The organism is Rhizobium sp. USDA 4016 (genome assembly GCF_056279705.1).
This window is the reverse complement of record NZ_JBWCCY010000004.1, coordinates 1397676-1415451: the sequence shown is the minus strand read 5'-3', so window position 1 is coordinate 1415451 and position 17776 is coordinate 1397676. Positions and strand designations below refer to the sequence as shown.

General features: G+C 60.9%; 20 protein-coding genes. 9 read left to right on the top strand and 11 right to left on the bottom strand.

Going from position 1 to position 17776, the window contains the following annotated elements:
- Positions 1-61: 61 nt before the first annotated feature.
- The 3 genes from ACZ9DP_RS22065 to ACZ9DP_RS22055 all read left to right on the top strand — a co-directional run bounded on the left by ACZ9DP_RS22065 (position 62) and on the right by ACZ9DP_RS22055 (position 2186).
- The gene (locus ACZ9DP_RS22065) at positions 62-1342 is read left to right on the top strand and encodes an SDR family oxidoreductase (RefSeq protein WP_476203565.1); all 1281 of its coding nucleotides are present in this window, start codon (positions 62-64) and stop codon (positions 1340-1342) included.
- Positions 1342-1818: a DUF2269 family protein gene (locus ACZ9DP_RS22060; RefSeq protein WP_283068409.1), complete on the top strand. Its 477-nt coding sequence runs from the start codon at positions 1342-1344 to the stop codon at positions 1816-1818. Before ACZ9DP_RS22065 ends, ACZ9DP_RS22060 begins: the two co-directional genes overlap by 1 nt.
- Positions 1819-1928: 110 nt before the next feature.
- A complete protein-coding gene (locus tag ACZ9DP_RS22055; protein ID WP_233426691.1) occupies positions 1929-2186 on the top strand; it encodes a hypothetical protein in 258 nt (85 codons plus the stop codon).
- Positions 2187-2225: 39 nt separating this feature from the next.
- On the opposite strand, the gene ACZ9DP_RS22050 is transcribed toward ACZ9DP_RS22055, so the two are convergent.
- Positions 2226-2819: a LysE family translocator gene (locus ACZ9DP_RS22050; RefSeq protein ID WP_476203564.1), complete on the bottom strand. Its 594-nt coding sequence runs from the start codon at positions 2817-2819 to the stop codon at positions 2226-2228.
- 160 nt (positions 2820-2979) lie between these two features.
- Here ACZ9DP_RS22050 and ACZ9DP_RS22045 point away from each other — a divergent pair, with 160 nt between their 5' ends.
- Positions 2980-3828, top strand: a complete 849-nt coding sequence (locus ACZ9DP_RS22045) for an aldo/keto reductase (protein ID WP_074070314.1) — start codon at positions 2980-2982, stop codon at positions 3826-3828.
- Between the two features lie 35 nt (positions 3829-3863).
- On the opposite strand, the gene ilvN is transcribed toward ACZ9DP_RS22045, so the two are convergent.
- A complete protein-coding gene (gene ilvN / locus ACZ9DP_RS22040) occupies positions 3864-4436 on the bottom strand; it encodes an acetolactate synthase small subunit (protein ID WP_476203563.1) in 573 nt (190 codons plus the stop codon).
- Positions 4437-4461: 25 nt separating this feature from the next.
- Entirely contained in the window at positions 4462-6255 is a 1794-nt protein-coding gene (locus ACZ9DP_RS22035; protein WP_476203562.1) for an acetolactate synthase 3 large subunit, read from the bottom strand.
- A gap of 349 nt (positions 6256-6604) precedes the next feature.
- Between ACZ9DP_RS22035 and ACZ9DP_RS22030 the strand changes: the two genes are divergently transcribed.
- Positions 6605-8641, top strand: a complete 2037-nt coding sequence (locus ACZ9DP_RS22030; protein ID WP_476203561.1) for an ATP-binding protein — start codon at positions 6605-6607, stop codon at positions 8639-8641.
- A gap of 4 nt (positions 8642-8645) precedes the next feature.
- Here ACZ9DP_RS22030 and ACZ9DP_RS22025 read toward each other — a convergent pair whose 3' ends face one another.
- Both ACZ9DP_RS22025 and miaA read right to left on the bottom strand, forming a co-directional pair.
- A complete protein-coding gene (locus ACZ9DP_RS22025) occupies positions 8646-8906 on the bottom strand; it encodes a hypothetical protein (protein WP_039845299.1) in 261 nt (86 codons plus the stop codon).
- A gap of 72 nt (positions 8907-8978) precedes the next feature.
- A complete protein-coding gene (gene miaA, locus ACZ9DP_RS22020; RefSeq protein WP_476203560.1) occupies positions 8979-9881 on the bottom strand; it encodes a tRNA (adenosine(37)-N6)-dimethylallyltransferase MiaA in 903 nt (300 codons plus the stop codon).
- Between miaA and serB the strand changes: the two genes are divergently transcribed.
- Both serB and ACZ9DP_RS22010 read left to right on the top strand, forming a co-directional pair.
- Complete coding sequence (gene serB / locus ACZ9DP_RS22015) at positions 9882-10772, top strand: phosphoserine phosphatase SerB (RefSeq protein WP_074068891.1); 891 nt, start codon at positions 9882-9884, stop codon at positions 10770-10772.
- The gene (locus ACZ9DP_RS22010; RefSeq protein ID WP_476203559.1) at positions 10769-11335 is read left to right on the top strand and encodes a GNAT family N-acetyltransferase; all 567 of its coding nucleotides are present in this window, start codon (positions 10769-10771) and stop codon (positions 11333-11335) included. Before serB ends, ACZ9DP_RS22010 begins: the two co-directional genes overlap by 4 nt.
- 127 nt (positions 11336-11462) lie before the next feature.
- Here the strand turns inward: ACZ9DP_RS22010 and ACZ9DP_RS22005 are convergent, their stop codons facing one another.
- From ACZ9DP_RS22005 to ACZ9DP_RS21985, 5 genes are all read right to left on the bottom strand, one after another.
- Entirely contained in the window at positions 11463-13070 is a 1608-nt protein-coding gene (locus tag ACZ9DP_RS22005; RefSeq protein WP_476203558.1) for a DegQ family serine endoprotease, read from the bottom strand.
- Positions 13071-13172: 102 nt separating this feature from the next.
- The gene (locus ACZ9DP_RS22000; RefSeq protein ID WP_022714421.1) at positions 13173-13358 is read right to left on the bottom strand and encodes a DUF2065 domain-containing protein; all 186 of its coding nucleotides are present in this window, start codon (positions 13356-13358) and stop codon (positions 13173-13175) included.
- 9 nt (positions 13359-13367) lie between these two features.
- Positions 13368-14300, bottom strand: coding sequence for a protease modulator HflC (gene hflC / locus ACZ9DP_RS21995; RefSeq protein ID WP_476203557.1), 933 nt, complete (start codon positions 14298-14300; stop codon positions 13368-13370).
- 3 nt (positions 14301-14303) lie between these two features.
- Positions 14304-15380 carry an FtsH protease activity modulator HflK gene (gene hflK / locus ACZ9DP_RS21990; RefSeq protein ID WP_039845307.1) on the bottom strand — a complete coding sequence of 359 codons (1077 nt, stop codon included), beginning with the start codon at positions 15378-15380 and terminating at the stop codon, positions 14304-14306.
- Between the two features lie 149 nt (positions 15381-15529).
- Entirely contained in the window at positions 15530-16048 is a 519-nt protein-coding gene (locus ACZ9DP_RS21985; RefSeq protein WP_476203556.1) for a dihydrofolate reductase, read from the bottom strand.
- A gap of 202 nt (positions 16049-16250) precedes the next feature.
- Here ACZ9DP_RS21985 and ACZ9DP_RS21980 point away from each other — a divergent pair, with 202 nt between their 5' ends.
- Together ACZ9DP_RS21980 and ACZ9DP_RS21975 are read left to right on the top strand one after the other, a co-directional pair.
- Positions 16251-16517: a hypothetical protein gene (locus ACZ9DP_RS21980; protein WP_476203555.1), complete on the top strand. Its 267-nt coding sequence runs from the start codon at positions 16251-16253 to the stop codon at positions 16515-16517.
- 12 nt (positions 16518-16529) lie between these two features.
- Positions 16530-16733 carry a hypothetical protein gene (locus tag ACZ9DP_RS21975; RefSeq protein ID WP_476203554.1) on the top strand — a complete coding sequence of 68 codons (204 nt, stop codon included), beginning with the start codon at positions 16530-16532 and terminating at the stop codon, positions 16731-16733.
- A 12-nt stretch (positions 16734-16745) separates the two neighbouring features.
- Here the strand turns inward: ACZ9DP_RS21975 and thyA are convergent, their stop codons facing one another.
- A complete protein-coding gene (thyA, locus tag ACZ9DP_RS21970; RefSeq protein WP_476203553.1) occupies positions 16746-17663 on the bottom strand; it encodes a thymidylate synthase in 918 nt (305 codons plus the stop codon).
- Positions 17664-17776: the final 113 nt, after the last annotated feature.

Below are 17776 nucleotides of genomic sequence, written 5' to 3'. Positions count from 1 at the left end.
GCTTGAATGCAGCCCGCCAAGCTAATCTATGCGCCTTGCGGTTTTTCGATATTCTCGGCGCATGAACATTCTGATTCTCGGCGCAACAGGTTTCATCGGCTCCGCGGTCGCCGCCCGTCTGGTGGCCGATGGCCATGCCGTGAGCGGCCTAGGCCGCACTTCTGTCCGGGCTCGAATCAAATGGCCCGATGTCCGCTGGCTGCGTGCCGATCTCGCCCACATGACCAGAGCTGCCGATTGGCAAGAGACACTGAAAGACCAGCATATGGTCGTCAATTGCGCAGGCGCCTTACAGGACGGCTTCTCCGATGACCTTGCCGCATCACAGGCAGATGCGATGCTGGCGCTCTATACCGCGGCCAAGACGTCGGACGTCCGCCTCATCGTCCAGATATCAGCAAACACGGATGCTCCAGCTGCCGATCTGCCGTTCCTCGCCACAAAACGCCGCGCCGACGATACCCTAGCGACAAGTGGTTTACCTTACGTCATTTTGCGTCCGGCACTCGTTATCGGGCGCAATTCGCATGGCGGCTCAGCGCTCTTGCGGGCGCTCGCATCAATGCCTTTTGTGTTGCCGCTTATCCATTCGCAAAGCCCGGTCGAGACGATCGATATCAAAGATGTCGCTGCAGCCGTCAGCGCAGCAGTCTGCGGCGAAATTGCCAGCGGAAAAGATATTGCACTCGCATCCAGCGAGACGCTCATGCTCTCCGAGCTCGTGAAACTGCATCGCCAATGGCTAGGCCTTCCGCCCGCGCCCATCATCCCCATCCCAGCAGCGCTGGCAAAACCCGTGACTTGGCTCGCCGATATTGCGGGGCGCCTCGGCTGGCGTTCGCCCTTGCGTTCGACCGCCATGGCCATCATATCCAAGGGCGTCACAATCAATGGAACGGTTCCAGCCATCCGCAGCGGCTCAGTCGCGGCCACGCTGGCAGCCAACCCGTCGGGCATTCAGGATCTGTGGTTCGCGCGCCTCTATCTGCTGAAGCCGCTGATGGCCGCCGGCCTCGCTCTGTTTTGGCTGCTGTCCGGCATCATTCCGCTTCTGTCGCCACAGACGGCAAGTCAGCATCTTCTACCCTTCATGCCGCCCGCCGCTGCAATGGCGCTCACGCTTTTCACGTGCGCCGTCGACATCGCGCTCGGTTCAGCACTCCTTTTCCGGCCCATCGCCCGCAAAGCCCTTCTCGCCATGCTCGCCGTCTCCCTCGCATATCTCGCGGGCGCAACCCTGCTCGAACCCTCACTCTGGCGCGATCCGCTGGGACCTCTCGTCAAGGTCCTCCCGTCGCTTCTGCTGACGCTCGTCACCCTTGCCATTCTGGATGAACGCTGATGCTTGCAGAACTTCTACTGCTTGCCCACGTGATCGGCGCGACCGTGCTCTTGGGCACCGGTGCAGGGATCGCTTTTTTCATGGCAAAGGCGCACAGGACGCAAGCGCCGGAACTGATTGCGCATGTCGCGGGAACCGTTGTGATCGCCGACACGATTTTCACCGCAACGGCTGTTATTCTCCAGCCGGTGACAGGTTATCTGCTTGCCACCATCATCGGCTGGCCGCTCGGCGAAGGCTGGATCGCCCTCTCGCTCATCCTCTACGTCGTTACCGGCCTTTTCTGGCTGCCGGTCGTCTGGATACAGGTCAGGCTCCGCGATCTTGCACGCGCAGCCGCCACTGCTGGCGAACAGCTGCCGCCGGAGTATTTCCGGCTCTACCACATCTGGTTCGCCTGCGGGTTTCCGGCCTTCTTGGCAGTGATCGGCATCCTCTGGCTGATGGTCAACAAGCCTTCGATCACCCTGTTTTAGCATCAGTCAAGTTAGGCAGCGTCCCCAAGGGCTAATCCCATTGCACCCGAGGTCCAATCGGGTTTGCGTGATATTCTCCGACATCTCGCAAGTAGGGGAAAGGTATTGCGATGAACAGGATCACTCTTCCCGCAGCAGCGCTCGGCGCTGTATTCGCTTCCTGGGCAAGCGCGGACGACTATCGCGATCTGAAAAAGGGCGAGTATCAGATCCCCGGGCATCCCTATAAATCCGCGGAGAACTGCCAGCGCACCGCTCCGGTCGGCAAGTTTGACCGCCGTTGCGACATTCCGCTCCTGGGCTTCCGCAACTTTACTGACCCGACGATCATCGTTCAGTCTGGCGGTATCGGCGGGTTCGGCATCTAAGCGCTTCTGCGGGCGGTCGCCTGGACCGTCCGCTTTTCTCTATTTCAACATCGGCCAGAGGCTCAGCACCAAGAGCACCGCCATGGTGACGTTGAACCATTTGAGCCGCACCGGGTCGGACAGCCATTCGCTCAATGCGGAACCGAAGCCGGCCCAGGTCGAAACGCTTGGAATGTTGACCGCGGCAAAGGCAAGGCCGATGATCAGCACGCTGGCGAGATAAAGGTCGGGATTGGTGTAGGTGGCCATGGCCGTTACCGCCATGACCCAAGCCTTGGGATTGACCCACTGGAAGGCGGCAGCAGCAAGGAATGACATCGGCTTGACGCTGTCCTTGCCTCCGCTCAGCGCCCGCGACGTCGCGATCTTCCACGCGATCCAGACGAGATAAATGCCGCCCGCAAATTTCAGCGCCGTGTAAAGCGCAGGCACCGTTCGCAGCAACGCGCCGAGCCCAAGTCCGACGCCGAGAAGCAGCGAGAAAAAGCCGGCGCCGATGCCCAACATATGCGGGACCGTCCGACGAAAGCCGAAATTCACCCCGGATGCAAAGAGCATCATATTGTTCGGCCCCGGCGTGATCGATGTCGTGAAGGCAAAGAGAACGAGAGCCAGAAACGTATCCAGCGGCATGGAACCTCCCGTAGATCGTCAACCCATGACGATCCCTGTCGATTGAAATCCGCTAACCCGCCTGCATTTCCTAAGCCAGATAATCATTGTCATGGTGACAGGATTGCTTGAAAGATGACGCGTCTGCGCAATCTTTGAAGGAAAAATGAAAGATTCGGCCATGCAAGACGACCCTATCCCGGCGATCACCTTCCCGAACGGCATCGAAGTCCCCGCTCTCGGCCAGGGCACCTGGAACATGGGAGAACGGGCGTCGGAAGCCGAGCGAGAAATCGCAAGTCTCAAAGCCGGCATAGAGCTCGGCATGACGCTGATCGATACGGCCGAAATGTACGGCGAAGGCGATTCCGAGCGCATCGTCGGCCGCGCCATCAAGGGCCGGCGCGACGGCCTGTTCATCGTCACCAAGGTCTATCCGTGGAATGCCAGCCGCAGGGGCACGATCGAAGCCTGCGAGCGGAGCCTTTCACGTCTCGGCATCGACCAGATCGACCTCTACCTGCTGCATTGGCGGGGCGAGCATCCGCTGGCCGATACCGTCGAAGCCTTCGAGGACCTGAAGGACGCCGGAAAAATCGGCGCCTGGGGCGTTTCGAACTTCGATATCGGTGACATCGAGGAACTGCTTGCCGTTCCGGGCGGCCGGCACGTCGCTGCCAACCAGGTTCTCTACAATCTCGCGCGCCGCGGCATCGAATATGATCTTCTGCCCTGGTGCCAGGAGCATGGAGTCCCGGTCATGGCCTATTCGCCGATCGAACAGGGCCGCATCCTGCACAATCCCGAGCTCATCCGCATCGCCAAGGCCAATCAGGCAACCCCGGCTCAGATTGCCCTTGCCTTCCTTCTCGAACGCGACGGCGTGATCGCCATTCCGAAGACGTCGAATGCCGACCGCGCCGCTGAAAACCGCGATTGCGTCTCGCTCGATATCAGCGACGAGGACTGGGCGGCGCTCGACGCCGCCTTCCCGCCGCCGACCCGCAAATCGGCGCTCGAAATGCTCTGAGACTTCAGGCTGCCGCGCGCTGGCCAGACGCCGGTTCACATCCCCTGCGGACCGCGGTTCATGGCGGCGATGCCGGTGCGGCAGACTTCGATCAAGCCGAGCGGCTTCATGATCGTCACGAACTGATCGATGTTGGAGGACTTGCCGGTGATCTCCAGAATGAAATGATCGACAGTCGCGTCGACCACCTTGGCGTGGAAGGCATCGGCAAGACGCAGCGTCTCGGCCCGGGTTTCGCCGGTCCCGATCACCTTGACGAGCGCCACTTCCCGTTCGATCGGACGCTCCTGCCCGAGTTCGCGAGCACGCACCGTCAAGTCCACGACGCGGTGCACCGGCACGATGCGCTCGAGCTGGGCCTTGATCTGCTCCAGCACATGCGGCGTGCCTCGTGTCACGATGGTAATGCGCGACAGATGCGCCTGATGCTCGGTTTCGGAGACCGTGAGGCTTTCGATGTTGTAGCCCCGGCCGGAGAACAGGCCGATGACGCGGGCAAGGACGCCCGGCTCGTTATCGACGAGGATCGAGAGCGTATGGTTCTCGGCGGCTGCGGTTTCCGGCGAGATGAAGTAGGCGGAGCCTGTCGGCTGTAGATGTGCGTTCATTGTCTTGGCTTCCTCACCTTCGATATCAAACGAGCTGACGGCCCTTGGCGTCGATCGCATTGGCGACCGCTTCGTCCGTGGCTTCGTCCGGCAGCAGCATCTCGTTATGCGCCTTGCCCGATGGGATCATCGGGAAGCAGTTGGCGAGATTGGCAACGCGGCAATCGAGGATGACCGGCTTCTTCACGTCGATCATCTCCTGGATCGTACCGTCGAGATCATCCGGCTTTTCGCAGCGCAGGCCGACGGCGCCATAGGCTTCCGCCAGCTTCACGAAATCCGGCATCGCCTCCGTATAGGAATTGGATAGCCGGTTGCCATGCAGCAGCTGCTGCCACTGGCGGACCATGCCCATGTACTGGTTGTTCATGATGAAGATCTTGATGGGCGCATTGTGCTGGATCGCTGCCGACATTTCCTGGATGCACATCTGGATCGAAGCATCGCCGGCAATATCGATGACGAGGCTATCAGGATGGGCGATCTGCACGCCGAGCGCTGCCGGCAGGCCGTAACCCATCGTGCCGAGGCCGCCTGAAGTCATCCAGCGGTTCGGCTGTTCGAAACCGAAGAACTGCGCCGCCCACATCTGATGCTGGCCGACTTCGGTCGTGATGTAGGTATCGCGGTCCTTCGTCAATTCGTACAGCCGCTCAAGCGCATATTGCGGCATGATGACGTCGTTGCTCTTCGTGTAGGCGAAGGAGTTGCGCGCACGCCAGCGGGCGATATTCGTCCACCAGTCGGAAAGCTGGCCCTTCTCCGGACTCTTCGGCAGAGCACGCCAGAGGCGGACCATGTCTTCCAGAACGTGGGCGACATCGCCGCGGATCGGGATGTCGACGCGAACATTCTTGTTGATCGAGGACGGGTCGATGTCGATGTGGATCTTCTTGGAATTCGGCGAGAAGGCATTGATGCGGCCGGTAATGCGGTCGTCGAAGCGGGCGCCAATGCAGACCATGACGTCGCAATCGTGCATCGCCATGTTGGCCTCGTAGGAACCATGCATGCCGAGCATCTTCAGCCAGTTCTTGCCGGAGGCCGGATAGGCGCCGAGCCCCATCAGCGTCGAGGTAATCGGGAAGTCGGTGAGTTCGACAAGCTCGCGCAGCAGCTTGCAGGCTTCCGGACCGGAATTGACGACGCCGCCGCCGGAATAAATGACCGGACGACGCGCCCTGGCCATCAGCTCGATTGCCGCATGAATCTGGTTGAGATCGCCCTGGAGTTTCGGCTGATAGCTCTTTTGGATCGCATGATCGGCCGGCGGCGTATAGGTGCCGGTCGCGAACTGGATGTCCTTTGGAATATCGACGACGACCGGGCCGGGACGGCCGGACTGCGCGATACGGAAGGCTTCATGGATGATGGCAGCGAGCTCGTTGACGTCCTTGACCAGCCAGTTGTGCTTGGTGCAGGGGCGTGTGATGCCGACGGTATCGCATTCCTGGAAGGCATCGGAACCGATGAGCGAGGTCGGTACCTGGCCAGTGAGGCAGACCAGCGGAATGGAGTCCATCAGCGCGTCCTGCAGCGGCGTGACGGCATTGGTTGCACCCGGACCGGAGGTGACCAGCATGACGCCGACCTTGCCGGTGGAGCGGGCATAGCCTTCGGCCGCATGGCCGGCGCCCTGCTCGTGGCGGACGAGGATATGCTTGATCTCCTCCTGCTGGAATATCTCGTCATAGATCGGCAGCACCGCACCGCCCGGATAGCCGAAGAGATGTTCGACACCGTTGTCCTTCAGCGCCCGCAGAACGATCTCCGCGCCTGTCATCCGAGTGTCTGGTGTCTGGTTGTCCGTGCCCGTCATGTTTTCTGTTCCGTTTTGACTGCTGGAATTGAGGTCTTCGGTGCGGAAGCCTGGATTTCAGGCATAAAAAAAGGCCCCAGAGGGAGCCTGTCAACTAGCGCATGGGTGGCTATCGCCGGATGGTTACACCATCCTGCCCATGCGCTTTCCCACCACAATAAGAGCTGCTGCTATTTTCATGGGCGCAATTGATAGACAGAAAATTTCACAGCGTCAACGCTTCCCGAAATAAAAAATCGGCGCGCGCTAAAGGATGTAGCGCCGGTTATCCCGCTAAAAAACAAGAGGCCCGAAGGGTTTTGTTAAAGGATAAATCATATGATCGCCTGCTAACGCAGGGAGTAGGCCGTTGCTCAACAACGACTTGCAAACATCAGGCAAAGCCAGCGAGCAAGATCGCCGCGACAATCTAACCCCCGGGAATCGCTTCCTCGGCCGCGTCGTCGCGTGCAGCGGCTCACGCGCGACCATCGCCGCCGTCGCAGAGGCCGGCGGCACCGATCTCACCGAACTCTGGTCCGTCGGCCGCCTGATTTCGATCAGCGTCGGCCGAAACCGCGTCGTCGCCCTCGTTTACGCCATGAACACCGGCACGCATGCCTGGGGCGAGGGAGAGGACAACTATTTCAGGATCGAGACCGAGCTGCTCGGCGAAGTCCGCGTCGAGGAAAATGGCCGCGAGGAATTCTCGACCGGCATCTCACGCTATCCCCATCTCGGCGCCATTGCGCACCGCATCCGGGCCGCCGATCTGATGCGCATCTACGACGCAGGCACCGGGACGACGGCGGTCATCGGCAACCTCACCCAGGACGAAAGCATCGATGCGGCGATCCACATCCCCTCGATGCTTTCCAAGCATTTCGCCATCGTCGGCTCCACGGGCGTCGGCAAATCCACGGCCGTCTCGCTGCTTTTGCACAAGGCGATCGAAGCCGATCCGAAGTTGCGCGTCCTGATCCTCGATCCGCACAACGAATTCGCCGCCGCTTTCCCGAAGCATTCGGTCGTCATCGATACCGACACGCTCGACCTGCCCTTCTGGCTAATGCGGCTTGAAGAATTCGCAGAAGTCGTCTTCCGCGGCCGCGCGCCAGTGCCTGAGGAACTCGACATGCTTCGCGACATCATGCCGGACGCCAAGCGCGCCTTTCGCGGCAGCGACAATTCTCTGGTCCGCCGCACCACCGAGAAGAGCTCGATCACCGCCGACACGCCGGTCCCCTACCGCATGGCCGACCTGCTGGCGCTTATCGACGAGCGCATCGGCCGTCTCGAAGGCCGCGCCGAGAAGCCCTTCCTGCGCTCGTTGAAGATGCGCATCATCGCGGCGATCAACGATCCGCGCTACCACTTCATGTTCTCCAACAACACGATCAGCGACACGATCATGGACACCGTGGCGCAGATATTCCGCATTCCTGGCGACGACCGGCCGATCTGCACGTTCCAGCTTTCCGGTATCCCGTCGGAAGTGGTGAATTCGGTCGCCTCCGTCCTGTGCCGCATGGCCTTCGAAATCGGGCTCTGGAGCGACGGCGCTGTCCATATGCTCGTCGTCTGCGAAGAAGCGCATCGCTATGTTCCGGCCGATCCGAACCTCGGCTTCATCCCGACGCGCCAGGCCATCGCCCGCATCGCCAAGGAAGGCCGCAAGTACGGCGTCTCGCTCGGCATCATCACGCAGCGCCCCGGCGAACTCGACCAGACGATCCTCTCACAGTGCTCAACGCTGTTTGCCATGCGCCTTGCCAACGATCGCGACCAGGACATCATCCGCTCGGCAATCCCGAATTCGTCGATCTCGACGACGAGCTTCATTTCCTCGATCGGCAACGGCGAAGCGATCGCCTTCGGCGAGGCGATCAGCGTGCCGATGCGCATGCGCTTTTCGCGCGTCGAGCAGCATCTGCTGCCGAAGGCGAACGGGGCGACCGCCAAGCATTCCGACGAGGATCCCGATACGGTCGATCTGCGCAAGATCGTGACGCGCATGCGCGCCGTCAGCGGCGGGCCGGATATCTCGTCTTTCCAGCAAAGCTACAGTGCTGCGCTGAGCGACATGCTGTTCGACGACGAAGAGCCGTCGGAGGATGCTCCCTGTCCGGCATCCGTCTCTGCGCCGCCGCTGGCGCCGACCGTTTCCTACAGGCCGGACATGCTGCCGCGCAGCCATGCGCCGCGCGAGCCGCAAACCGCACCGCCGCAGACACCTTTGGATAGCCGCCTGGAAGCTCTCCGGCGAGAGATGCGCCGCGAGGAGACAACGTCCCAGCGGCCGGTGTCCTCTCAAGACCCGGCTGCCAGCCCGCACCGCGAACCCGGCATGTCGCTCCGCGAGAGCATTCTCAAGAAGCCGCTCAGGAGCCTCCATAACAAGGATTGAGGCCTCATTGCCCCTCAGATTGCCTGGCTGCAGCGGCAATGACACTCAGGTGGCGCTCTATCAGCGTCAGAAAGGCGATCGTTCCGCAGACCAGGGCGGCGACCACGATGCCGGCGATCGCGCCGAAAATCGCTCCGATCACGAACATTCCGGACCCGCCTTGAGCCGAGGCGGCGGTTGCGCCGGACAGCGTGAAGAAGGCCAGAATGACGATTGCAATCAGGGCATTGATGGAAGCAAGCGTCTTTGCGAGAAAATTGTTCATGACATCTCCTGGCCGATGGTTTCCGTTCGCAATGATGATAACCAGCTGACCGACTTGAAGCTTACGCCCTGATCACGGCTGCGGCGATGTCAGGCGCTTCCAGCTCTCGTCCATCTGATTGCGAAACCAGGTCATCTGCCGCTTGGCATATTGCCGTGTCGCGGCAGCACCCTTCTCGATCACTTGGCTGCGCGTCATCTCGCCCTTCAGCATGGCTGCAATCTGCGAAACGCCGATCGCCTTCATCGCCGGCCTTTCCGATGAAAGGCCGAGTGCCAGCAGCGACTTGACTTCATCTTCCGCACCCTGCTCCAGCATTTTCTCGAAGCGCCCGTTGATGCGCTGGTGGAGCACGGCGCGTTCCGGCAGGACGATGATCTTTTCCGCACGCGCCGGATCGACGATCAGCGGCCCGGCCTGCCCTTGGAAGCGCAGGATCGATTGCCCCGTTGCCTCCACCACCTCCAAGGCACGCACGATGCGTTGCCCGTCCTGGATGCTGAGACTGCCGGCAGCGGCCGGATCGAGCTTGGCGAGTTGGGCATGCAGCGCTTCCGCGCCGTCATTCAGCAGGCGCGCCCGTAGCCGGTTGCGGATGTTTTCCGGTATCGCCGGCATATCCGACAGGCCGCCTGTCAGCGCCTTGAAATAAAGCCCCGTCCCGCCGACGAACACCGGCAACTGTCCCTTTGCACGCAGACTGGGCAGCAATGCCGTGACATCCCGCAACCAGGTCCCCGTCGAATAGGCAGCGCCTGCTGGCACATGGCCGTACAGATGATGTGGCACGCCCTGCATCTCCGCCTCGGACGGCCGCGCCGTCAGGATGCGCAGCGTGTCGTAGACCTGCATGCTATCGGCGTTGATGACAGCGCCGCCGTGGCGTTTCGCCAGTTCCACGGCAAGCGCGGACTTGCCGCTGGCGGTCGGCCCGGTTATCAGGATCGCACTTGTTGCGCTCAGAAGGTTTTCCATATGGCTCTCGTTGCCACGCTTGTTGCCAATCCGTCAAATCCCGTTCTCACGCCGAGGCTTGCCGAACAGGCCGCCGAAACCGTGACGGCATCCGGGCTCTACTGGCTGGCAGACGGCATCGCCTGCGATATCGCCCTTCGCGACGGCACCGATCCGCAAGCGGCGGAGGCGAATATCCTCGCGGCCATCGCCAGCGCGCCGATCGATCTGGTCGTCCAGGAGGCCGATACGCGCCGCAAGAAACTGCTGATCGCCGACATGGATTCGACGATGATCGGGCAGGAGTGCATTGACGAGCTCGCAGCCGAAGTCGGCCTTAAGGACAAGGTCGCCGCGATCACCGCCCGCGCCATGAACGGCGAGATCGCTTTCGAACCCGCACTGCGCGAACGCGTTGCACTCCTGAAAGGCCTGCCGGTTTCAGTTATCGACGAGGTTATCGCCAAGCGCATCACGCTGACGCCCGGCGGCCCGGAATTGATCGCCACGATGAAATCGAAGGGCTATTATACCGCCCTCGTCTCCGGCGGCTTCACCGTCTTCACCAGCCGGATCGCCGCAACTCTGGGCTTCGACGAAAACCGCGCCAACATTCTTCTTGAAGAGGGAGCCTTGCTCTCCGGCTTCGTGGCCGAGCCGATCCTCGGCAAGCAGGCGAAGGTGGATGCACTCAGCGAAATTTCCGCAAGGCTCGGTATCTCCACCGAAGAAGCAATCGCCGTCGGCGACGGCGCCAACGATCTCGGCATGATCCACCTCGCCGGCTCCGGCGTCGCCCTGCACGCCAAACCCACCGTCGCCGCCGAAGCGAAAATGCGCATCAACCACGGCGATCTGACCGCCCTGCTTTATATCCAGGGTTACCGGAAGACGGATTTTGTGACGCCATGACAGTGATCGCGACGACGGACCGCCTGCTTTTGCGCAATTGGACAGATGCGGACCGGCCGCTTTTCCACGAGATCAATTCCGATCCTGAAGTCATGGAATTCTTCGCCTTTCGCCGCGACCGCGCCGAAGCAGATTCGATGCTGGATAATATCCGCAATGCCATTGCCACGGACGGGCTTGGCTTTTATGCCATGGCACTGAAAGAAACCGATGAGCCGATCGGCTTTTGCGGCCTCTGGAGGCCCGAACTCGAACCGTTCCTCCCGGCAGGCACCATCGAAATCGGCTGGCGTCTTGCCAAACGGCATTGGGGCAAGGGATATGTGACGGAAGCGGGAGAAGCATCGCTTCGCCATGGTTTCACCCAGTTCGATCCTCCCGAAATCGTCTCTTTTGCGGTAGCGGACAATCATCGTTCCACCGCCGTCATGCGCCGACTTGGCCTGCACCACGATCCGGACCGCGATTTCGATCATCCCCGCATTCCCGACACGCATCCGCATCTGAAACGCCACGTGCTCTATGCGATCAGCCGTCAGCAATGGGAACGAAAGATCGGCTGACACCGATTACCCATGCGCGACAGAGACAGGAGAATGTCGTGCTGTTGTCGTATCGTCGTCACTGGCGCAGACATCGGTGCGGAGCGGTTCAGCAGTTCCTGAAAGAATCAAGCCATTCCGCGCTTTGTTATTCCATTGGCACTGCGATGAACCGCAGATCGCCGTTTGCCGAGGCGATCATCAGCTGCGCGTTGCGGCGGCCTTCCTGCTTCAACGACTGCACTTTCGCAGCCACGGCATCCGGCGACTTCATGAATTCCTGGGCGACCTCGACGATCACGTCGCCGGCCTTCAGGCCCTTTTCGGCGGCCGCCGAGCCGGGTGCCACCTCCGTCACCACGACGCCGTCCACGCTTTCCGCAATGCCGAAGGTCTTGCGGATCTCGGGGCTGAGCTGCGACAGCGAGAGGCCGAGCACATCCTTCGGCGTCCTGGTATCGGGCGTTACCGGCGCCTGCTGATCGGTCTGGCCCTTGCCGTCGGGTGCCGGCTGGACCCGATCCTGATCGGGATTCGGCTCGTCCATGTCGTCGTTCTCCTCCGGATCAGGATTGATCACACCATCCGGAGAGGTATCAGCGTCGTTGGAAGCGGCCTGATCGCTGTCCTCCAGACGACCGAGCGTCACCTTGACAGTCTGCTCCTTGCCGTCACGCAGCACCACGACGTCCACTTCCTTGCCGACTGGGCTTTCGGCTACGACACGCGGTAGGTCGCGCATCTCATTGACCGGCTTGCCGTCGAATTTCAGGATGACGTCGCCCGCCTTGATCGAACCGTTGTCGACCGGCCCGCCCTTGATGACACCGGCGACGAGCGCACCCTTGGCGGTATCGAGACCCAGGCTGTCGGCCACGTCGTCGGTGACCGGCTGGATGCGCACGCCGAGCCAGCCGCGGCGCGTTTCTCCGAATTCGCGAAGCTGGTTGACCACGCCCGCAGCAAGCTCCGAAGGCACCGAAAAGCCGATACCGATCGAGCCGCCGCTCGGCGAAATGATGGCCGTGTTGATACCGATCACCTCGCCCTTCATGTTGAAGAGCGGACCGCCGGAATTGCCCTTGTTGATCGCCGCATCGGTCTGGATGAAGTTGTCGTACGGGCCTGCGTTGATATTGCGGCCGCGGCCGGAAATGATGCCGACGGTCACCGACCCGCCGAAACCAAACGGATTGCCGATCGCCATCACCCAGTCGCCGATGCGCATGTCGCTGGAATCACCAAACTTCACGGCCGTCAGCGGCGTCCTCGGTTCGACCTTCAGTACCGAAAGATCGGTCTTCGTGTCCGTTCCGATGAGCTTGGCTTTCAGCTTGGTGCCATTGGCAAAATTGACCTCGATGTCGTCTGCGCCCTCGATCACGTGGTTGTTGGTGACGATATAACCCGATGGATCGATGACGAAGCCGGAGCCGAGCGAGCTGACATTGTGGTTGCCGCCCTGGCCGCCCTGCTGCTTATTGAAGAAGTCGTTGAAGAATTCCTGGAACGGCGAGCCGTCCGGTGCGCGCGGCGCCGGGCCGGCACCTTCATCGCCCTTGATGTTCTGCGAGGTGGAGATGTTCACCACCGCATCGAGAAGCCCTTCAGCAAGATCGGCAACAGAGGCCGGACCATTCAACGGAGGCGTGCTCTGCGCTTCAGCAGCGCCGGTAAGACCAATATTTGCCAGAAGTGCAACACCGGCCAGGAGAGCGAGCGATCGTCTGAAGGTCGGGCGTGTCGTGGGGGCCATCAAGCTTCCTCTTATGGGGTCAAAGCGGCAGTCTGACCATCAACATAGGGCGGAATGATGGAGCGTGAAATCACCTTTTCGCGAAATCCCGTGCAATCTGTGTCAGCGTCTGACGAACCAGACAAGCACGACACCGAGCACGACGGCGCCAAGTCCGAAGATGCGTAGCTGGCGCTCCGGAACCGTTGGAAGCAGCCGGGCCATCTCGACAAGAAAACGAGGGGCCAGTGCGTAGACCAGCCCCTCGATGATGAGAAAGAATGCGATTCCTGTCAGGAAATCCTGCATCCGGATGCGTCAGTTTGATGGGACCGCAGGTGCCGGGGCTTGAGGTGGAGCCGGAGGCCTCGTGCCGTTGGAATTGTCGAAATACCGGAAGAATTCCGTATTCGGCGACAGCACCAGCGTCGTATCCTGGGACGACAGCGCGGAGGAATAGGCCGCCATCGAGCGGTAGAACTCGAAGAACGACGGATCCTTGCTGAAGGAGTCTGCGAAGATGCGGTTGCGCTCGGCATCGCCCTGACCGCGGATGATTTCCGCATCGCGCTGGGCTTCCGCCGTGAACTCGACCACCTGGCGATCGGCGATAGCCCGGCGCCGCTGGCCCTCTTCGGTGCCTTGCGCGCGCAGCAGCTCGGCCTCGGCGAGACGCTCGGCCCGCATGCGGCCATAAGTCTGCGGCGCCACCTGCTGAGTCAGGTCGGTCCGACGGATACGCACGTCCTGGATATTGATGCCGAGATTTTCGGCGTCGCCATGCAGGTCGTCGCGCACTTCGAGCATCATCGCCACGCGCTCGTCCGAAAGGGCGGCATCAAAGTCGCGCAGACCGTAGACACGGCGGAGCGACGAATCGAGCTGGGTGCGAAGGCGCGCTTCGGCGGCCTCGCGGTCGCCCGATACCGTCTCGCGGAACTTGCGCACGTCCTTGATGTCGTAGATCACGAAAGCATCGACGTCGAACGTCGAACCGCCGCGAACCTGGACGCGAATATTGTCAAGGTCGAAGCGCAGCGCCTGCTTCTCGACGATCTGGACGCGATCGGCATCCATAAAGGCGAGAGGCAGCTTGAAGTAGATGCCCGGCTCCGTCTTCACCGACTGGATCTGGCCGAAGCGCACGACGATTGCCTGCTCGCGCGCATTGACCACGAAGACCGAGGAATAAGCGATGACAAGCACAACGGCGACCAGGATGATGATAACGGGAAGTCTGTTCGATGTCATGGCTCAACCTCCCTGCTGTGCCGGTTTGCCGATCTCGTTGAGCGGCAGGTAGGGAACGATCCCCTGCTTCTCATCGATCACGACCTTCTTGGAATTCTTCAGCACCTGTTCCATCGTCTCGAGGAACAGGCGCTTGCGGGTCACTTCGGGAGCCTTCGAATATTCTTCGTTGATGGCAGTGAACCGCTGCGCCTCACCGTCCGCTTCCTTGACGACACGGTCCTTGTAAGCAGCCGCTGCTTCGCGAATCTGGGCCGCGTCGCCTCGTGCCTGGCCGAGCTTCTGGTTGGCATACTGGTTCGCTTCTTCGACGAGGCGCTGCTTGTCCTGTTCGGCGCGCTGCACCTCTTCGAAGGCATCGGCGACATCGCGCGGCGGCGCCACGTCCTGAATGGTGACCGCGGTTACCGCCATGCCCGCATTGTAACGGTCCATCGTGCCCTGCACGATGGCGGCAACCTCCGTTTCGATCGGCTGGCGGTTGTTGCGGAAGGCATCCTGCGCCGGGCGCCGGCCAATGATTTCGCGCATGGCGCTTTCAGCCACCTGCTGCAGCGTTTCGGCCGGGTTTTCGACGTTGAAGAGATAGGCCTTGGGATCGATGACGGTGAAGAAGACCGAGAACTCGACGTTCAGGATGTTCTGGTCGCCCGACAGCATGAGACCTGTCGAAGACGATGCCGACGTCGAACCGATATTCTGCTGCTGCACCGTCACCTTGACGATCTCGACGGTTTCCATCGGCCAGAGGTGGAAATGCAGCCCCGGCGTCGAAATCTCTTCCTTCGGCTGGCCAAAGCGAAGCTCGACACCACGCTCGTCCGGCTGGACGATGTAGATGCATTGGAAAAGCCAGAAGACGACAAGAACCGCGGCAATAATCACTGCCACGCCGCCGTTGAAACCGCCGGGTACGATGTTGCGGAGCTGATCCTGGCCGCGCCGGATGATATCTTCCAGATCGGGCGGCCCGCCCCGGCCGCCGCGCGGGCGGTTCGGCCCCTGCCCCCACGGTCCCTGATTATTACCGCCGCCGCCGCCCCATGGGCCGCCGCCGCCATTCTGATTGCTCCAGGGCATCAAAACCTCGTTGTTCGTTAAACTCCCAATCGCATCGTGCCCGCGGGGGCGGCAGGCTTTAAGCGATTGTGACCGTTATAGGTATCGCCGCAGCTGCTTTCAACGCGGCATGAAGAACTTGGCGATATTTATTGATAAATATTTCGTTTTCAGGCGCTGCGGCGCTCATAGACGACGAAGCGCGTCGGATAATTGTCCTTTTCCCCTGCCGGTACATCGATTTCTTCAATTACCATCCAGGCGGCAGGGTCGATCGAAGGGAAGGATGTGTCGCCCGCAACATGGGTTTGCACATGCGTGACGCACATCCGGTCTGCAAGCGCCATTGCCTGCGCATAGATTTCTCCGCCGCCGGCGATGATGATCTCGGTCTGGCCAGTCTCGCGCGCCAGCCTTTCGGCAATCCCGATCGCCTCGGGAAAAGAACGCGCCATTCTCACATCCGATTGCTCGATCGTCGCGTGCCGGGAAATCACCACATGCGGGCGCCCGGGCAGCGGCTTGCCAAAACTCTCATATGTCTTGCGCCCGACCACGAGCGGCTTGCCGAGCGTCATTGCCTTGAAGCGCTTGAGATCGGTCGAAAGCCGCCAGGGCATATCGCCGTCGCGTCCGATGACGCCATTTTCGGCCACGGCAACGACGATGGTCTTTCTGATGTCGGACATGAACTTCCTGAGGTTGAAGTGACGGCTTGGCCCGCCGGATCTACCGCCGGGCCGGCCAACAAGCAAGAGAGGCTCGATAAGATCCCGTCCACGCCTGCGGGCACGTCCGAATGCGAGATATCGCAACGCAGCATAAGCAATTCGTAAACCACGCCGAACGTTTCAATTTTACTCCAGAAAATGCTACGTTAAGTTGAGTTTTATGGGAAACAGATCCGCGCAAAACAATCGGCCGAGCCGCATCGACCTCGTCATCGTCGCCATGGCGGCGGGGCTTTTCGCGTGGGTTGTCACAGGCGGCAAGGCCGGTTCTCCGGTAACGACAGGCCTGGGCACGGCATTCGCCTGGCATTTTATGGGCTTTCCGATCATCCCCGTGAAACGCAAGGAACGCATGCTCGGTCGGTTCGGAAAGCGTCTGTTAACGGCTGTCGGCCTAAACCGGAAAGATGACGGAAGGCTGATGTGAATGATGAATGCGATGCCTCGATTTGACGTGATCTGCGACCCGATGAACCAATGGATCGTCTGGGACCACGTCACGGAGTCGCCTGGGTCGTTCGGCGGACAGATCCTCGACGGGCTGGACGAGCAGGAGGCAGGCCGGCTCGCGAAAGTCATGAACGAGCTTCACGGAAGTCAGCAAGCACTTGCCGATTGCAACGGAAAGCGCTCGGTCCGCTAGGACAATCGTCCGTCAGACGGCGACCGGGGCATCGATCCGATCGTGCGACTGATATCCTACGACCTCGAAATCGTCGATCCGATAACCGTCGATCTCGTCGGGCTCGCGCGTCAGCACCAGCTTGGGAAAGGGCATGGGCTTGCGCGCAAGCTGCTCTTTGGCCTGATCGAGGTGGTTCAGGTAGAGATGCGTATCGCCTCCGACCCAGATGAGTTCACCCCGATCCATCTGCACCTGCTGGGCGACCATAGCAAGCAATGCTGCCTGCTGGCATATATTGAAAGGCGCGCCAAGGAAAATATCGCAGGAGCGCTGGTTCACGAGCATGGAAAGCTGCGGCCGGCCGCTGCCGCGCTGCAGTCCGGAAACGTGAAACTGATAGGTCATATGGCACGGAGGAAGCGCCATCTGATCAATCTCGCCCACATTCCAGGCGTGGAACAGCATGCGCCGGCTCGTCGGATTGGTCTTGAGGCTATGGACGAGCGCGCCGATCTGATCGTGCTCAACCCCGTTCCGGTCAAGCCACCGCCTCCACTGCTTGCCGTAGACCGGTCCGAGATCGCCCCATTTCGCCGCGAAAGCGTCGTCTTCGAGAACGCGCTTTTCGAACAGGTCCTGGGATATCTCCTCGCCCGTCGCCTTGCGGTAAGCAGCAAGCGGCCAGTCCGTCCATATCTTGACGTTTTCCTTGAGCAGCGACTGGATGTTCGTCTGCCCGGTCAGAAACCAGAGCATCTCCTTCACCGCCGTCTTCCAGAAGACCTTCTTGGTCGTAAACGCCGGGAAGCTGCCGTCCGAAAGATCGAAGCGCATCATCGCGCCGAACGTCGAAAGCGTGCCCTCGCCGGTGCGATCCATCCGCCGATCGCCCTTCTCCAGCAGATGGGACATGATGTCTAGATATTGATATTCAGGATGACGCTGCATCCGTGTCTCCCCGTGTGCGATCACATGGTCGCGGCCGATTCCGTTTCCCAATTTAGGCGCTTCTGCCGCTGAAACCAACTGTGCGGAGGCTTATCCCGGCAATTCTCATGCTG

Excerpts from the sequence above, each read along its gene's own strand:
- miaA (WP_476203560.1), bottom strand. The coding sequence starts at position 9,881 with ATGGAAAACCTTCTGAGCGCAACAAGTGCGATCCTGATAACCGGGCCG.
- ACZ9DP_RS22050 (WP_476203564.1), bottom strand. The coding sequence starts at position 2,819 with ATGCCGCTGGATACGTTTCTGGCTCTCGTTCTCTTTGCCTTCACGACA.
- ACZ9DP_RS22045 (WP_074070314.1), top strand. The coding sequence starts at position 2,980 with ATGCAAGACGACCCTATCCCGGCGATCACCTTCCCGAACGGCATCGAA.
- ACZ9DP_RS22005 (WP_476203558.1), bottom strand. The coding sequence starts at position 13,070 with ATGGCCCCCACGACACGCCCGACCTTCAGACGATCGCTCGCTCTCCTG.
- ACZ9DP_RS22060 (WP_283068409.1), top strand. The coding sequence starts at position 1,342 with ATGCTTGCAGAACTTCTACTGCTTGCCCACGTGATCGGCGCGACCGTG.
- ACZ9DP_RS21975 (WP_476203554.1), top strand. The coding sequence starts at position 16,530 with ATGCCTCGATTTGACGTGATCTGCGACCCGATGAACCAATGGATCGTC.
- ACZ9DP_RS22010 (WP_476203559.1), top strand. The coding sequence starts at position 10,769 with ATGACAGTGATCGCGACGACGGACCGCCTGCTTTTGCGCAATTGGACA.
- thyA (WP_476203553.1), bottom strand. The coding sequence starts at position 17,663 with ATGCAGCGTCATCCTGAATATCAATATCTAGACATCATGTCCCATCTG.
- ilvN (WP_476203563.1), bottom strand. The coding sequence starts at position 4,436 with ATGAACGCACATCTACAGCCGACAGGCTCCGCCTACTTCATCTCGCCG.
- ACZ9DP_RS22025 (WP_039845299.1), bottom strand. The coding sequence starts at position 8,906 with ATGAACAATTTTCTCGCAAAGACGCTTGCTTCCATCAATGCCCTGATT.
- ACZ9DP_RS22055 (WP_233426691.1), top strand. The coding sequence starts at position 1,929 with ATGAACAGGATCACTCTTCCCGCAGCAGCGCTCGGCGCTGTATTCGCT.
- serB (WP_074068891.1), top strand. The coding sequence starts at position 9,882 with ATGGCTCTCGTTGCCACGCTTGTTGCCAATCCGTCAAATCCCGTTCTC.
- hflC (WP_476203557.1), bottom strand. The coding sequence starts at position 14,300 with ATGACATCGAACAGACTTCCCGTTATCATCATCCTGGTCGCCGTTGTG.
- ACZ9DP_RS22035 (WP_476203562.1), bottom strand. The coding sequence starts at position 6,255 with ATGACGGGCACGGACAACCAGACACCAGACACTCGGATGACAGGCGCG.
- hflK (WP_039845307.1), bottom strand. The coding sequence starts at position 15,380 with ATGCCCTGGAGCAATCAGAATGGCGGCGGCGGCCCATGGGGCGGCGGC.
- ACZ9DP_RS21985 (WP_476203556.1), bottom strand. The coding sequence starts at position 16,048 with ATGTCCGACATCAGAAAGACCATCGTCGTTGCCGTGGCCGAAAATGGC.
- ACZ9DP_RS22065 (WP_476203565.1), top strand. The coding sequence starts at position 62 with ATGAACATTCTGATTCTCGGCGCAACAGGTTTCATCGGCTCCGCGGTC.
- ACZ9DP_RS22000 (WP_022714421.1), bottom strand. The coding sequence starts at position 13,358 with ATGCAGGATTTCCTGACAGGAATCGCATTCTTTCTCATCATCGAGGGG.
- ACZ9DP_RS21980 (WP_476203555.1), top strand. The coding sequence starts at position 16,251 with ATGGGAAACAGATCCGCGCAAAACAATCGGCCGAGCCGCATCGACCTC.